Source organism: Sporomusa intestinalis (assembly GCF_055383785.1).
The window spans coordinates 4,951,818-4,967,600 of record NZ_AP042390.1 but is presented as its reverse complement, the minus strand read 5'-3'; the positions used below and the strand labels follow the sequence as shown (position 1 = coordinate 4,967,600).

Annotated in this window: 16 protein-coding genes; all 16 read left to right on the top strand. The window is 50.6% G+C overall.

Going from position 1 to position 15,783, the window contains the following annotated elements:
* The 16 genes from ACZ481_RS23135 (at position 1) to ACZ481_RS23060 (ending at position 15,778) form a co-directional block, all read left to right on the top strand.
* Positions 1–1,425 (top strand): glutamate mutase L, encoded by a 1,425-nt coding sequence (locus ACZ481_RS23135; RefSeq protein WP_464767695.1) that lies wholly within the window; start codon positions 1–3, stop codon positions 1,423–1,425.
* Positions 1,426–1,437: 12 nt separating this feature from the next.
* Positions 1,438–2,301, top strand: coding sequence for an isocitrate lyase/PEP mutase family protein (locus ACZ481_RS23130; RefSeq protein WP_464767694.1), 864 nt, complete (start codon positions 1,438–1,440; stop codon positions 2,299–2,301).
* A 99-nt stretch (positions 2,302–2,400) separates the two neighbouring features.
* Positions 2,401–3,252 (top strand): methyl-accepting chemotaxis protein, encoded by an 852-nt coding sequence (locus ACZ481_RS23125; RefSeq protein WP_464767693.1) that lies wholly within the window; start codon positions 2,401–2,403, stop codon positions 3,250–3,252.
* Positions 3,253–3,273: 21 nt separating this feature from the next.
* A complete protein-coding gene (locus ACZ481_RS23120; RefSeq protein WP_464767692.1) occupies positions 3,274–3,942 on the top strand; it encodes a class I SAM-dependent methyltransferase in 669 nt (222 codons plus the stop codon).
* A gap of 337 nt (positions 3,943–4,279) precedes the next feature.
* Positions 4,280–5,377, top strand: coding sequence for a carboxynorspermidine decarboxylase (gene nspC, locus ACZ481_RS23115; RefSeq protein ID WP_464767691.1), 1,098 nt, complete (start codon positions 4,280–4,282; stop codon positions 5,375–5,377).
* 28 nt (positions 5,378–5,405) lie between these two features.
* Positions 5,406–6,665: a saccharopine dehydrogenase family protein gene (locus tag ACZ481_RS23110; protein ID WP_464767690.1), complete on the top strand. Its 1,260-nt coding sequence runs from the start codon at positions 5,406–5,408 to the stop codon at positions 6,663–6,665.
* A gap of 455 nt (positions 6,666–7,120) precedes the next feature.
* Positions 7,121–8,221: an aminofutalosine synthase MqnE gene (gene mqnE / locus ACZ481_RS23105; RefSeq protein WP_464767689.1), complete on the top strand. Its 1,101-nt coding sequence runs from the start codon at positions 7,121–7,123 to the stop codon at positions 8,219–8,221.
* The gene (locus ACZ481_RS23100) at positions 8,218–9,045 is read left to right on the top strand and encodes a menaquinone biosynthetic enzyme MqnA/MqnD family protein (protein WP_464767688.1); all 828 of its coding nucleotides are present in this window, start codon (positions 8,218–8,220) and stop codon (positions 9,043–9,045) included. The genes mqnE and ACZ481_RS23100 overlap by 4 nt, the downstream gene beginning before the upstream one ends.
* 2 nt (positions 9,046–9,047) lie before the next feature.
* Positions 9,048–10,118: a cyclic dehypoxanthinyl futalosine synthase gene (gene mqnC, locus ACZ481_RS23095; RefSeq protein WP_464767687.1), complete on the top strand. Its 1,071-nt coding sequence runs from the start codon at positions 9,048–9,050 to the stop codon at positions 10,116–10,118.
* 32 nt (positions 10,119–10,150) lie between these two features.
* Positions 10,151–10,984 carry an MTAP family purine nucleoside phosphorylase gene (locus ACZ481_RS23090; RefSeq protein WP_464767686.1) on the top strand — a complete coding sequence of 278 codons (834 nt, stop codon included), beginning with the start codon at positions 10,151–10,153 and terminating at the stop codon, positions 10,982–10,984.
* 104 nt (positions 10,985–11,088) lie between these two features.
* Positions 11,089–11,313, top strand: a complete 225-nt coding sequence (locus tag ACZ481_RS23085) for a YgjV family protein (protein ID WP_464767685.1) — start codon at positions 11,089–11,091, stop codon at positions 11,311–11,313.
* A 103-nt stretch (positions 11,314–11,416) separates the two neighbouring features.
* Positions 11,417–12,583 (top strand): MFS transporter, encoded by a 1,167-nt coding sequence (locus tag ACZ481_RS23080; RefSeq protein WP_464767684.1) that lies wholly within the window; start codon positions 11,417–11,419, stop codon positions 12,581–12,583.
* A gap of 221 nt (positions 12,584–12,804) precedes the next feature.
* Entirely contained in the window at positions 12,805–13,017 is a 213-nt protein-coding gene (locus tag ACZ481_RS23075) for a hypothetical protein (protein WP_464767683.1), read from the top strand.
* 54 nt (positions 13,018–13,071) lie between these two features.
* Positions 13,072–13,809: a FadR/GntR family transcriptional regulator gene (locus ACZ481_RS23070; protein ID WP_464767682.1), complete on the top strand. Its 738-nt coding sequence runs from the start codon at positions 13,072–13,074 to the stop codon at positions 13,807–13,809.
* A 341-nt stretch (positions 13,810–14,150) separates the two neighbouring features.
* A complete protein-coding gene (locus ACZ481_RS23065) occupies positions 14,151–15,494 on the top strand; it encodes an acetyl-CoA hydrolase/transferase family protein (RefSeq protein ID WP_464767681.1) in 1,344 nt (447 codons plus the stop codon).
* 80 nt (positions 15,495–15,574) lie between these two features.
* A complete protein-coding gene (locus ACZ481_RS23060) occupies positions 15,575–15,778 on the top strand; it encodes a 4Fe-4S dicluster domain-containing protein (protein ID WP_464767680.1) in 204 nt (67 codons plus the stop codon).
* Positions 15,779–15,783: the final 5 nt, after the last annotated feature.

The window sequence follows — 15,783 nt, the reverse complement described above, 5'->3', positions numbered from 1 at the left end:
ATGCATGCAGACCTGCTGGTATTTGATGTCGGCAGCACCTATACAAAATTGACAGCCTTCCGGCTGGAACAGGGTGAAATCGAATTTGTAGCCCGGTCGCAGGCACCTACGACAATCGCCGATATTGCCACAGGCCTTGCCGCTGCCCGGCAGGCCCTGGCGGCAAGCGGCGTCCGGGTGCCGGCTGACGCCCGGATTTTTTCTACCAGCAGTGCGGCCGGCGGCCTGCGGATGGTCGCTCTCGGCTATATGCCCCGGGTAACGGCCAAAGCCGCCAAAGAAGTGGCCATGAGCGCCGGGGCCAGGGTGCTGGAGATTATCAGCCATGAAGATTCGCCGGCATACCGGCTGGAGGTACTGCAGGAGATTAAACCTGACATCGTTTTACTGGCTGGCGGCACCGACGGCGGCGACCGGCAGTCGCTCCTGGAGAACGCCCGGCTGATTGTTCAGTCCCGGATTAAAGCCGTGGTTATCATTGCCGGCAATAAAGAGGCCCAAGGCCAGGCAGCCGAAATTTTTACCAGCCATAAGGTTCCCTTTGTCCGGGTTCCCAATGTCATGCCGACAATTCATGAATTAAAGGTAAAGCCGGCGAGAGAGGCCATCCATGAGCAGTTTATCAAGCAGATTACCCTGGCTGAAGGCTTGCATAAATTACTGGATATCGTCTCCGATAAGAAAGTAGTGCCTACGCCCGGGGCCGTGCTGCTGGGCGCGGAACTGCTGGCAAAAGGGACTTTTCAGGAGGCCGGTGTCGGCGAGGTCCTGATTATTGATATTGGGGGCGCAACGACAGATATCCACTCGGTGCTGCCGGAGCTGGAAGAGCTGACAATTGAGGAAAAAGGCCTGATCGTCAATAACGAAAAGCAGCCGTCCTACCGTACCGTCGAAGGTAATCTGGGGTTGCGGGTCAGTGCCACCGGCATTGTGGAAACAGTAGGCCCCCAGGGGGTGTTGGCCAAAATCGGCGGCCCCAGCCAGGCCGCTAGCGAACAATTGACTGCGTATTGTCAATACCTGGAGAGAGACCCCGGTCATATCAGCCAGACGCCACAGGAGAAACAGTTTGACCTGGCTCTGGCGGCCAGTGCCATTGAAGTGGCATTAAAGCGGCATGCCGGGTATATTGCCCAGGAGGCGAACCCGGTGCTGGGCGTAATACCGGGAACCCCGGTAGGCCGGGATTTGCGGCGGGTAAAATATGTGATCGCCGTGGGCGGGATTTTTACTCACGCTTCCCAGCCTGATAAAGAGTGGATTCTGGCTGAGGCTTTTAAAAATCCCGGGATATCCCTATTGCCTGTCCGGCCCCGGTTTATTATTGATGAACAGTATGTACTGTACGCCCTGGGCGCCCTGGGGGCCCGCTATGCCGACCAGTGCGGCCGGTTTGCCAAAAAATATTTTAAGATAACCTAAAGGGGAATGAGCATGAGACAAACTAGCGTGTTGCGACAATTATTAGCAGGACCGGGCATTATTGTGGCTCCTGGCGCTCATGATGCACTGACAGCCAAAATTGTGGAAAAAGTCGGCTTCCCGGCAGTGTATATGACAGGCTACGGCCAGGCCGCCAGCCATCTGGGCAAACCGGACGTGGGCCTGCTGACAATGAGTGAGATGGTGGCCCGGGCGGCCAATATTGTGGAGGCTGCCGGCATACCGGTTATTGCTGATGCCGATACCGGTTTTGGCAATGCCGTTAATGTCATGCGCACCGTCCGCGAGTATGAAAAGGCCGGTGTGGCCGCTATTCAGCTGGAAGATCAGGTTGCCCCCAAAAAATGCGGCCATATGATTGGCCGCCAGGTTGTGCCGCAGGCCGAAATGGTTGGGAAAATTAAAGCCGCCGCTGACGCCCGCCGGGATGCCGACCTGGTCATTATCGCCCGGACCGACGCCCGGACTGTGCACGGGCTGGATGCGGCCCTGGAACGGGCGAAAGCGTATGAGGAGGCCGGGGCCGACATCCTGTTTGTTGAATCGCCGGAGAGTGTCGAAGAAATGAAACAGATTACCGCCGGCTTTACCGTACCGGTACTGGCAAATATGGTGGAAGGCGGCAGGACACCGCTGCTGCCGGTGCCGGAACTGGCGGCTATCGGCTATCGCCTTGTTATTTATCCAACGGCCTCGACCTACACCGTAACGCTGGCCGTCACCCGCTTAATGGAAAATCTGAAAGCAACCGGAACTACCGCCGGCATGCTGGACCAAATGGTTGCTTTCAGCGAGTTCAATGAGCTAATTGGCTTACCGCAGATCAGAGCGATAGAAGCAACCTACGTGAAATAGTTGGCAAGGCACCGCCGCAGGTGCCTGCCTTTTGCTTAACCTGGCAGCCTGCCTGCGGCTGTTGGCGGCTGCTATATGTAAAAAAGAGGGGCGAAGAGTATGTCGGCAAGTGATAAAGAGATCTTGGACAAACTACTGTGGGCATTACCGGTCATTCAACAGGCCTTGCAGCAGGATGCAGGGGTAACTCTTACCGACCGGGAAAAGTTTATCCTGTATAAACCAGGCGGAAAACTTGATTTAAAAGTGCCAAAGGATCAGCCGTTAAAGCCTGGCAGCGGGGTGTATCGCGCCATACACGAAAAAAGACGGATTGCCATGCGGTTCGATAAAACGTTGTATGGGCTGCCCTATACCTCGGTGGCGATACCTGTTTACAATGAAGCCGATGAAGTGATTGGCGCCATTGCCATTACCCAACCGGTTGAGCTGCAGGAATCGATGAAACAGATGGCCGGAGACCTGCTGGACAATATGAACATCCTCGCGGCCACTACGCAGGAGATTTCGGCCCAGACCCAGGAGATCGCCGCCACCGGCCGGACGCTGGCCCAGGTGGCAAGTGATTCACAGGTGCGGGTGAAGGAGACCGATCAGGTGCTGGGGCTGATTAGGAGTGTTACCAGTGAGACAAATCTGCTGGGGCTCAATGCTGCTATTGAAGCCGCCCGGGTTGGTGAACAAGGGCGGGGCTTTGGCGTGGTGGCCGGTGAGATTCGCAAGCTGGCAACAACCAGTGCCGATTCGGTAAAGAGGATTGAGACCATTATCGGCAATATCAAGTCAGACGGTTCAACTATCTATACGCAGATTAATGATACCCAGGAGGCCATCAACCAGATTGCCGTTGCCGTAACCCAGGTGGCCGACACGATCCAGCAGGTGAGCAGAATGGTTTCCCAGTTGGATCAGATTGCCGAAACCCTGAACTGTCAGGAGGTTTGCCAGTAAAGGGAATACAGGAGGTAGAGGATGCCTAATAATAAGACTTCGCAGGCCGCCGCTGAGTATGATGCAAATGTCGACAAGACGATTCCCCGCTATCATTTATTGCATGATGAAATTCTCGATTTGGTCAAAACAGCCGTGCCGCCGCCCCAAATCTGGCTTGACACCGGCTGCGGGACAGGCACGCTGATTGTCAAGGCAATGGCCGAGTTTGCCTCAACCCGCTTTGTGGCCGCCGATCCGGCGGCCGCAATGCTGCAGCTTGCTGAAGAGAAACTGGCAAGCAACAAAGTCGCCTTCGTATTGGCCGGCAGTGAAGATTTGGATTATATTGAACATTTTGATGTGATTACAGCCGTTCTGGCTCATCACTATTTAGATGCAGCCGGCCGCAGGCAAGCGACCGGCAATTGCTACCGCATGCTTAAACCCGGGGGGATTTACATAACCTTTGAGACCATTCAGGCTGATACTGCCACAGGCACGCAAATCGGCCTGAAGCGCTGGCGGCAGGCCCAGGTGCTGAACGGTAAAAGCCCTGCGGCAGCGGACAGGCATATCAGCAGGTATGGCCTTGAACTGCTGCCGGTAAGCTTGGCCGCTCACCGGCAGCTGCTGGCTGAAGCCGGTTTTTCCACGGTTGAGGTTTTTTGGGTCTCCGGCATGCAGGCCGGCATCTATGGTATAAAATAATCTGGTTGTGGAATAGCGTATTTTATTATATACTTATAAGATAAGGTTCTAAATAAATATCTTGACAGCCTCAAACCTGAAGCCTTGGGTGGGAGGCCGTCTTTTTGCATTTTGCGCTGTTGGTAGCAGTCAGAATCGGCATCTGCCGTACATTGCCCGACATTGGCGGAGTAAATCGACTTTTTCGGCAAATTACGGTTGTTTTTAAAGAATAATCGACAAATGCCGTCATTTTTGTTATTATTAATGTCATAGTATATACCCCCTAGGCGGCCGGCAAAAATAAACTGACTGATACTGTTATTTTTAGTACATACTTAAACAGGAGTTTTAAACCATGAAGCTAAATACCCCCTATTACCTCATTGACGAGAAAAAGCTGTTGCGTAATTTACAGATTATCCAGCAGGTGCAGCAGCTCTCGGGCGCCAGGTCGGTACTGGCGCTGAAGTGTTTCTCCACCTGGTGTGTCTTTGATCTGATGCGTGAGTATATGGCTGGCACCACCTCCAGTTCTCTCTATGAGGCGAGACTGGGGTTCGAAAAATTCGGCAAGGAAACCCACGCGTATTGTGTCGGCTATTCAGATGCCGATATCATGGCCGTGGCTGAATTCGCCGATAAGATTATCTTTAATTCGGTTTCTCAGCTGGACCGGCATTATGAGGCAGTAAAGTCAGCCCGGCTGGGCTTGCGCGTAAATCCCGGGATCAGCCATTCGCATTTTGATCTGGCCGATCCGGCCCGCAAGTTTTCCCGCCTGGGGGTGACAGACAAGGCGGTGCTGGCCAGGCAGCTGCCCCGGCTTAGCGGACTGATGTTTCATTACAACTGTGAAAATGATGATTTTGCCGCATTTTCCGAGCAGCTTGATATCCTTGGCGACAACTATGGCGAGTTTTTGCAGGCGTTGGAATGGGTAAGTCTGGGCGGTGGCTTGTATTTTACGCAAGAAGGCTATCCGCTGGCCAAATTCAGCAAAAAACTGGCAGACTTTGCTGACAGGTTTAATGTTCAGGTGTATTTGGAACCCGGGGAAAGTGCGATTACCGGCTGTACCGAACTGGTTACCAGTGTGGTTGACATTGTGCATAACGAAATGGATATTGCCATTGTTGATGCTTCGGTTGAGGCGCATATGCTGGATTTGTTAATCTACCGGCTTGCCGCCAAAATGGAGACAACCGGCAGCCATACTTATATGGTAGCCGGACGCTCGTGTCTGGCGGGCGATGTTTTTGGCACCTTTGCTTTTGCCGAGCCATTGGCAATTGGCAGCCAAATCCGTTTTGCCGATGCCGCCGGCTACACAATGGTAAAGAAAAACTGGTTCAATGGCCTGCAGATGCCGGCGATTGCCGTGCGCAGGCTGGATGGTACGGTTGAGGTTGTGCGTCAGTTCACTTACTCGGATTTCTTAAATAATTTATCTTAAATTAAATTTTTTAGCAGAGGAGAAAGAAATGAGGAAAAATGTTTTAATTGTTGGTGCTGGTGGCGTGGGTCATGTGGTAGCCCACAAATGCGCGATGAATAATGATGTTTTGGGTGATATCTGTATCGCTTCACGTACCCAGCAAAAGTGCGACGCAATTATTGACAGCGTACTGCGCAAAAATCATTTGCAGGATCCAACGAAAAAACTGTATTCCCGGGCAGTCAATGCCATGGATGTTCCGGCTGTGATTGAATTAATCAAGGACACCAAGTCGGAAATCGTCATCAATGTCGGTCAGGCCTATGTGAATATGTCGGTGCTGGAGGCCTGCATCGAAACCGGTGCCGTGTATATGGATACGGCGATCCATGAGGATCCGGACAAGGTCTGCGAGGACCCGCCCTGGTATGGCAATTATGAGTGGAAACGTAAAGAGCGCTGTCAGGACAGGCAGATTACCGCAATTTTAGGAGTCGGCTTTGATCCGGGTGTTGTCAATGCCTGGTGCGCGCTCGCGCAAAAGGAATATTTTGATACAATCGATACCATTGATATACTGGATGTCAATGCCGGCAGTCACGGCAAGTATTTTGCCACAAACTTCGATCCCGAGATTAATTTCCGTGAATTCAGGAAAGTGTGGACCTGGATTGACCGCAAATGGGTACTGCAAAAAGTTCATTCGATTAAAGTGGATTATGAATTTCCGGTCGTGGGAACCTGTTCCGTATATCTGACCGGACATGACGAACTGCACTCATTGTCTAAAAATATTAATGCGAATTCTATTCGGTTTTGGATGGGGTTTGGCGAACATTACTTAAATGTGTTCTCTGTGCTGACCAATCTTGGTCTTACCTCGGAGAAACCGGTTAAAATAGCGGAGGGTGTGGAGATTGCGCCGCTCAAGGTACTGAAAGCGCTATTGCCTGATCCGTCCTCACTGGCAGTTAGTTATACCGGTAAAACCTGCATCGGCAATTTCATCAGCGGCACGAAAGACGGTAAGCCGCGCCAAATCTTCATTTACAATACCTGTGACCATGCCGAATGCTATCAGGAAGTGGAATCCCAGGCCATCAGTTATACGGCCGGAGTCCCGGCAGCGGCAGCGGCCATCTTAGTCGCCCGCGGCGACTGGGATGTTAAGCATATGGTCAATGTGGAAGAACTTGATCCGACTCCTTTTATGGAACTGCTGGCGACGATGGGCCTGCCCACAGAGGTTATTGAAGCACCGCAACCCTTTGTAGCGCCGGTTATTGAGTCGTTAGATTCTATTTGATCCTATTATAGATAGCAAACTCCTGGCAAATCCCATGGGATTTGCCAGGAGTTTTTGCTCTTATTTGATGGGTTAAGACTCCCGCCTCTGTAGGTGGCTGGTTATCAGCTAATAAGAAGAATGCTTGTATTCATTAATCAGGTCTTTTTTTATCATAGTATACTTTTTCTGCCTTTTTTTCAATATGGCTGTCAACCAAGTGTTGTTTACAGGGCTGATTGGCTTAGACCGGCCGGTGGCAAAATGTCTGAGGTAGTCGCCAGGAAAGTTCAGAATGAGCAGACCGCATGCAATTCACCTTTGCACTTTGGCCAAATCTTTTATATGATAGGAATAGTGTTTTAATTCTAAACAAAGAAAGCTTTATCCCGGGACTACAATATCAAAGTTTTGTAGACCTTGGCCTTGCCAAAGGCCGAAAAATTATTTTGCTACTGGGCTGAGGAGATGATTGTTTGGATCAATTGACATTAATTGAACAAAAAGTGTATCAGGGAGAAAGGCTTACCAAGGAAGACGGGTTGTATTTGCTGGCAGCCAACGAGCTTTTGCGGATTGGGAAACTGGCCTACAGCGTAAAGTGCCGTAAATCGCAAAACAAAGTATATTATAATGTCAACAGGCATATTAATTTGACCAACATTTGCATGGCCCGTTGCAAATTTTGCGCCTTCGGCTGTGACGCCGACGCGCCGCAGGCCTATATAATGGATAAGGAAAAAGCTTTGGCGATTGCGCGCGAAGCGGTCAGGCAGGCGCCGGAACTAACCGAATTGCATATTGTGAGCGCCCTGCATCCGGACAGGCCTTTTGCCTATTATACAGATATTGTGCAGACCATCCGGGCCGAGTTCCCCCATCTGCACATTAAAGCCTTTACCGCCGTGGAGATCGTACATTTTGCCAAAATCTCCGGCAAAAGCATTGCCGAGGTCCTGACAGTCCTCAAAGCGGCCGGTTTAAGCTCCCTGCCGGGCGGCGGCGCGGAAATACTGAATGACCGGGTGCGGGGACTGATATGTGAGAAAAAAGCCAGTGCCAGCGAATGGCTCGAGGTGGCCCGTACGGCCCATAAGCTGGGGCTGCATACCAATGCCACCATGCTTTACGGCCATGTGGAGACGCCGGCGGAGCGAATTGACCACCTGCTTACCTTGCGGTCACTGCAGGACGAGACTGGCGGCTTTCAGGCTTTTATCCCCCTGCCTTTTCATCCCGAGAACACAGGCTTGGCTAATATCAAACAGAGTACGGCCTGGGAAAACCTCAAGATGCTTGCTGTCAGCCGCCTGATGCTGGATAATTTTGACCATATCAAAGGTTTTTGGATTATGTTGACTGTCCCGGTTGCCCAGCTATCCCTGGCTTTCGGTGTCGATGATCTGGATGGCACGGTAGTGGAAGAGAAAATCGTCCATTCGGCCGGGGCCAAAACCGCTCTGGGGATTTCCAAGGCCGATATTATTGCCTTAATCCGGGAAACCGGGCACCTGCCGGTCGAACGCGACACTTTGTATGGTGAAGTGCAGGTTCACCGGGAAGAGGAAACGGCATGAGGCCGCGGGTAGGGCATATTCAGTTCATCAATTGCCTGCCGCTTTATTATGGACTGGTAAAAAGCCATGTGCTATGGGACGTGGACCTGATAAAAGGCACGCCCACGGAATTAAACCGGTACCTGATTGAGGAAAAACTGGATATTTGCCCCATTTCATCGATTGAATACGCCCGGCACTGGCAGGATTTTATGATGGTTCCTGACATTGCCGTCGGCAGTGACGGCCCTGTCACAAGTATCTTTCTTGTCAGTAAATTTCCCATCGGGGAATTAGGCGGCAAACGGATAGCCCTAACCAATACCTCAGCGACATCACAGGTCCTGATGAAAATTATATTGCGCGACGGCTATGGCATTACCCCCGTTTGTTTTCAATCGCCGCCGAATCTGGGGGCGATGCTGCTGGAGGCCGATGCGGCCCTGCTGATTGGCGACCCGGCCTTGCAGATCCACTATCAGGTGCCGCCAGGTCTGTACGCCTATGATTTAGGAACCGAGTGGAAACAACTTACCGGCTTTAAAATGGTGTTTGCCGTTTGGGCGATCCGCAGAAGTTATGCGGCCGCTAATCCCGAGGTGGTCCGGGAAGTCGCCCGGGTTTTTATAAAATCACTGCGCTACAGCGAAAAGCGTATCGACCAGGTGGCGAAAGACGCGGCGCGGTGGGAACCGTTCAGCGCCGGGTTTCTGCAGGAATATTTTATGACCTTGCAGTATGGTTTTGATGCCGGCCATCAGACCGGTCTGCTGGAATACTACCGCCGGGCTTGCGCGCTGGGCTATATTGCCGAAATCCCGCGGCTGGATTTTCTGGAGGTATAAATATGGGGAACGATTGGCGGCAGATCTTGGACAGGGAATGGCATAAATTCCCGCTGACGGACGAGGAAGCGCTGCTGCTGCTGCAGGCGGCGGATATATGGGAATTGGGACAGGCCGCTGATCGGATGCGGGAGCAGCAGCATCCCGATTCGCCGGTGACGTTTATTATTGACCGGAACATCAATTATACCAATGTGTGCACAAATCAGTGCAAGTTTTGCGCCTTCTACCGCCAGGCCGGCGCGCCGGATGCCTATGTGCTTGATGAGCAAAGCATTTATCAGAAAATCGAGGAAACGGTTGCGGCCGGCGGTACGCAGATCATGCTGCAGGGGGGGCTGCATCCGGAGCTGGGACTGGCCTATTTTGAAAAACTGCTGCGCGGCATTAAGGCCCGGTTTGCTATTACCGTCCATTCGCTGTCACCGACGGAGATTGTTGATCTGGCGGCGAAGGAGCGCCTGACCGTGCAGGCGACTCTCAGCCGCCTTAACAAGGCGGGACTGGATTCCCTGCCCGGGGGCGGGGCGGAGATACTTGATGATGCCGTCCGGTTACGGGTCAGCCCTGCCAAAATTTCCGGCCGGCAGTGGTTAGACACGATGGCAACCGCGCACCGGCTGGGGCTGGCGACAACCGCGACCATGGTTATCGGGCTGGGAGAAACTTATCAGCAGCGCATCAACCATCTGCGGGCCGTGCGGGAGCTGCAGGCCCTGACCGGCGGCTTCCGGGCTTTCATCATGTGGACCTTCCAACCTGGAAATACTCAATTGGGGGGCGGGAAAGTCCCGGCCTGGGAGTATTTGCGGACATTGGCCGTAGCCCGGCTCTATCTGCATAATATCAAACATTTGCAGGGTTCCTGGGTTACCCAGGGGCAGGCTGTCGGCCAGCTGACACTGGCGTTTGGCGCCAATGATTTAGGCAGTATTATGCTGGAAGAGAATGTGGTGCGCGCAGCCGGCACTGCCAATCACATGTCAACAGAATATATGGTGGATATCATCCGCGGTGCAGGTAAAAAAGCGGCCCAGCGGGATACTGCCTATAATATTATCAGGTACTATTAAAAAGTTTTTTTAGTAAAATGTCAGGAGGATTTATGAGGGATATTCCTTTGGCCCAGGTGGCCATAATCGGCGGCTCGGGCACCTTGTCAATCGATTTTCCGCAGCAGTTACAGCGGGATGATGTGGAAATTATTGCGCGGGAGTTGATATTTGATACTCCCTACGGCCAAACGCCGCCATTGCTGCTATTCTCCCTGGCCGGCAGAAATGTGCTGACCTGCCGGATGCATGGCTGGCGCAGCGGGGTTAGCAGGGCAGAGGCATCACGCCAGTTATTCTGGTTATTGCGTGAGGCGGGGGTAAAAAAAATCCTGGCTGAAGGCGGCGTGGGCTCTGTCAATCATTTGCTGGACCTGCGCGACTTTGTCGTGGCCTCCGACTATATTGATCAGTCGATGCGTAAAGATATTGGCCTTGAGGGACATTATCTGTTGATCATGCGCCAAGCCCTATGCCCGGACCTGCGGCAACGCCTGCTCCATTTTGCTCAGGCCCGGCCGTTAAACCGGGTATTCACGCGCGGTGTGTATGTGGTTACCGACGGGCGTCATTTTGAAAGCCCGGCCGAGGTGGCCATGTTTAAAGGCCATGGCGATATTATCGGCCAGAGTTTATGTCCTGAGGTGTATCTGGCGCGGGAGATTGGTGCCTGCTTTGCCGGCTTATATACGGTGGTAAACTATGGCGAGGGTGTTGTTAAAGACTGGCAGCATGGTGAACTCAGCCAGATATTTTATGAAGATGCCCATGCGGTCGGCCATATTCTCCTTGATACAGTAAAAGAGCTTGACGGCCGGCAAACCTGTGGCTGCGCTGACTTACGTAAACCCACCTTGCTGAAGAAGGTGTACGGAGCGCCGGAGTAGCCTTGCTCGGCCATGGTTGCGGAATTGTGTAGAGCCAGGGAAAATGGTATACTAATAAAATCATGTAATTTTTAAATATTGATAAGGATCGGACCGGATAAGCAATGGAAACCATTAATTTCGTGGAATGGCTGGGGTATCTGGCCTCGGCCATGGTCGCCGTTTCATTTGTAATGAAGTCGATCACCAAACTGCGGTTTGTCAATCTGATTGGCGCTGTGCTTTTTGTCGTCTATGGCATTGCCATTCAGGCGGTGCCTGTAATTTTGGCCAACCTGTTTGTCGTCTGTGTGAATGTGTATTATCTGCTTCAGAAAAATCCCGGGTAACGGCCAGCGCGCCCAAGACCTGCCGCCTGGTAAATAAGCGGCAGGTCTTTGTACAGGCCGGCTGGGCCGCGGCCTGCCGGCGCTCATATCATGGAGGGGTGTTATGAAGTTACTATGGATACTTGGCATTGGCGGTTTTTTGGTCAATGCCGACAGCCGGGCCATTGCGCCGGTCCTGCCGGCCATTGCCGACGATTTGCTGATTAAAGAAGCAGCGGCAGGTTTACTGGTTTCGGCTTTTGCTATACCTTATGGCCTATTGCAGCTGGTCTACGGCCCTGTTGCCGAGCGGTTTGGCAAATTACAGACGATTCTGGTTGCCCTTTTTTTGTTTTCGCTTGCTGAACTGGCGTGCAGCTATGCTGACAGCTTTACTTCGCTGTTGCTGCTGCGCATTATCAGCGGTACTTTTGCCGCCGGCATTATACCGGTTTCCCTGGCGCAGATTGGCGACAGCTTCAGCTTTGAGGAGCGTCCCCGGGCCATTTCCTTTTTTATGTCGCTCTCTATGTCCGGCCAGGCGCTGGGCATTGTGCTTGGCTCCATGCTGGCCCACTTTTTTAGCTGGAAGTTTATTTTTTTATCCATTGGCATCGCCGGCATGGTGGCTGGCGGCGCCTTTTTCCGGCACCAGGCGCGGACTGCATCTGCCGCCCCTAAAGAACAAATTCCGCTGACAGAACGGTATAAGCGCATTTTTGCCAGCCGCCGCTCCCGGATTGTTTATCTGGCAGTAGGCCTGGAAGGCATTTTGCTGTTTGGCGGTTTTACATATCTGGGGGTCTACGGCAACAAGGTGCTGGGGCTGGATTACTTTGCCGTCGGCTTGCTGACGGCCGGGTTTAGCCTTGCCGCCTTCAGCGGCAGTCATTTCATCAGTGCGATTATCAGGCAGGTTGGTCAGCAGAACATGCCGGTAATTGGGTCCACGCTGCTCACCTGCGCGTTTGGCCTGATATGGCTGATACCTCACTGGGGGGCGTTGCTGGCCGGCTTCTTATTGCTGGGACTGGGCTTTATTGTCCTGCACACCACGCTGCAGACCTATGCAACAGAACTGTTGCCTGAAGCGCGGTCAACCTGCATGTCCCTGTTCGCCTTTTGTTTATTTCTCGGCAACGGCATCGGTCCCGCCTGCCTGGGCTGGGTATATGAGCTGAGCGGTGCGCAGGGTATGCTGGCGGCAACAACTGTCAGTCTGCTGCTGTACACAATGTATTGTCAGCGGGCATTCAGGCAGTTTCCGGGGGCTGCCAGTGCGAAGGGTTAGCAAGAGGGGGCGGAAAGAGGCCGGCAGACGGGATGTTTAAAAGCTTCAAAATTAGTTCGTTTTTTACAATTAATTTGGCCTCAGATGCAGTAATATCTAAATTACAGATAGAACATGTCAAACACAAAGTAACCATTTGGGCAGTCGTAAATAAAACGAAGGCTGAAAAACCCGGCACCATGAGCCGGATTTCTTAACCTTCGTTTTTTGTTTATGAGATCGTGGTCGATGTTGTATTTCGCTGCGATTATTCAAAACCCTATGCGCAAGTAATCGGCAGTGTGTTAGCCAGCAGACCGCTGGTCTTTACCGGGGGCTATGAACATTTTGGCGTCCGTTTTTTCCCGGGGCAGGCCGGTATTTTTAACAAAAAAAGATTGACACAGCGGGTTTGGTGGATTAAACTGAAAACACAGAAAAATTACTCTATTTGATATGAAATATCCTGTCATACCAGTAATACAGGATAATTGTGAAAGGGCGATTTAATGGGTACTAATCACCTGTTCCACGACAGAGAAGGCCTGTTGCGTGGTAATATTTTTGATGTTACTGTAGAGCGTTTACGTACATTTATTGATAGTGGGATTCTGAGTGCAGGTGATAAGTTGCCTTCAGAACGTGAACTCGGAGAACAACTCGGTGTAAGTCGTTCGATATTGCGGGAGGCGCTAAGAGTCGTTGAATCACAAGGGTTAATAACCATGGTTCAGGGTAAAGGCGCCTATATTAGAAAACCAGGGCTGCGGACCGTCATTGAGCCTGTGCAGCGCTTAATGAGCGATGGATCAATTACATTAGGCAACCTAATGCAGGCCAGGGCAATTATTGAACCCGAGGTTGCCAAAATAGCCAGTCTTAATGTCACTGAAGCGCAAATTGTTAAGCTGGAGCAAGATTGCCGTGATATGGTCAAATTTTTAGATTTTCCCGAAAAATATCTGCAAGCTGACAAAAGGTTTCATAGTCGTCTGGCAGAAGCCACCGGTAATCCGGTGCTTGTCATTATGATGTGGCCTTTACTTAACCTGTTTGCTGGCTTTGTTCCCCTGTTTTATGAGCGGCCAGGGACTCCCCAGCGAGTCTTTACAGCCCACGGGGAGTTACTTAATGCGCTTAAAAACCGTGATCCGGAGGCTGCTGAAAAACTGATGCAAGCGCATTTGGCAGAAGTAACAGAATGGTTCGGGAATTTCTCGGGTGAAAAAATTTTTAATAATGAGTAGAATTAATGATGGCAGCGGGAAGGAGGTTCAGGTTACTTTAGGGGTTGATTCAGCACGTTATTAACAACCACTTGTCATACCAGTAATACCAGTTATGATATAAATCTTTTTAGTTAGATATAAAGAGCCTTGTGCTTAACTTGTCATACCAGTCCTACCATTTCTCTCTAAAAAACTTTTTAAAAAATTCAAAATATTAAAAATATAAATTACATAACTGGTTTGCCATTCTAAGCACAACAAAGCTGTTTGCGAATAGTTTTTGAAGATGCACTTATTAATAGCTCTGTAATTTCATTAGGAACTTTATCAGCAGTAAGTATTTTAGTGGAGGAGATTTGATGAATTTATTGCAGGAATATCGATCTAAATTAGTTTCTGCAGACAAAGCTGTCAAGGTTATTAAATCGGGAGACTGGGTTGATTATAACTTTGTTTTGTCTCAGCCTGTTCTCTTGGATAAGGCTTTGGCAGCCCGCAAAAACGAACTGCGGGAAGTAAAAATTAGAGGCGGTATGAGATTAACTCCGTTAGAAGTCGTTGAGATTGATCCCGACAGAGAGCATTTTTGTTATAACAGTTGGCACTTTAGTGGCTATGAGCGACAGTTAAGTGACCGGGGACTATGTAATTATATACCTATGATTTATCGGAATATGCCGCTGTTTTATCGTAAAAGTCTGGAAGTGGATGTGGCGATGTTTACTGTTCCACCGATGAGCTCAGATGGATATTTCAATTTTTCCCTTACCAATTCCGCATCTAAAGCCATTGCTGAACAAGCAAAAATAGTTATCCTGGAGATTAACAAACAACTTCCCGTTATAACTGGCGGACAGGAAGATTGCATTCATATCCGCGAGATAGATTACATTGTTGAAGGCGATAATCCTGAACTGCCAGTTATTAATCCAGTGCAGGTTTCTGATACCGATAAGAAGATTGCGCAATTTATCATGCGGGAAATAAAAGATGGGTCTACCATTCAATTGGGTGTTGGCGCCTTGCCGAATGTGGTGGGGACGATGATTGCCGAGTCAGATTTAAAAAATTTAGGTATGCATACGGAGATGTTAGTTGATGCTTATATGACCATGACGCGAGCTGGAAAAATAACCAATACCCTAAAAAATATTAACAAAGGAAAAAGCGTATTTTCCTTCTGCGCCGGGAGTAAGGATTTATACGAGTGGACTAATGACAATCCATCCCTGATCTCGGTACCAATTGATTACGCCAATGACCCGCATATTATGGCCAAAAACGATAAGCTTGTGACAATTAATAATTGTGTTGAAGTCGATATTTTGGGCCAGGTGACAGCCGAGACAGCCGGTAGCCGTCAGCTTAGCGGCACCGGGGGACAGCTTGATTTTCTGACTGGCGGCTATCTTTCACAGGGCGGGAAAAGCTTCATTTGTTTTACGTCCACCTTCACAGACAAACGGACTGGACAAATGACATCAAGAGTATTGAAGCATCTACCCCTAAGCTCAGTGGTTACCAATCCCCGCACCCAGGCGCATTATCTTGTGACTGAATGGGGCGTGGCTGATTTGGCAGGACGTTCTACCTGGGAACGGGCTGAGCGTATTATCAATATTGCCCACCCGGAGTTTCGGGAGGATTTAATCAAGGGAGCTGAACAATTGGGAATCTGGCGGCAGAGCAATAAACATCTATAATCAGGTGCCGGATGTATAAGGCTGTGAGGTCACATTGCCAAATGTTGCCGATAATATTAAAACCTAAGGAGGAATGAAGGATGCCAAAACCAGTTTTTCGCGAGGAAAGGTGTAAGGGCTGCGAGTTGTGCTTCGATGCGTGCCCCAAAAACATTATTGTTATGTCGGCGGATTTTAATGCCAAAGGCTACCATCCTGCTACTTGTCCCGCTGATTCAGAATGTGTCGGGTGTGCTCTGTGTGCAAGGGCTTGTCCCGATGTAGTAATTGAAGTTTACGAATAAAAGGG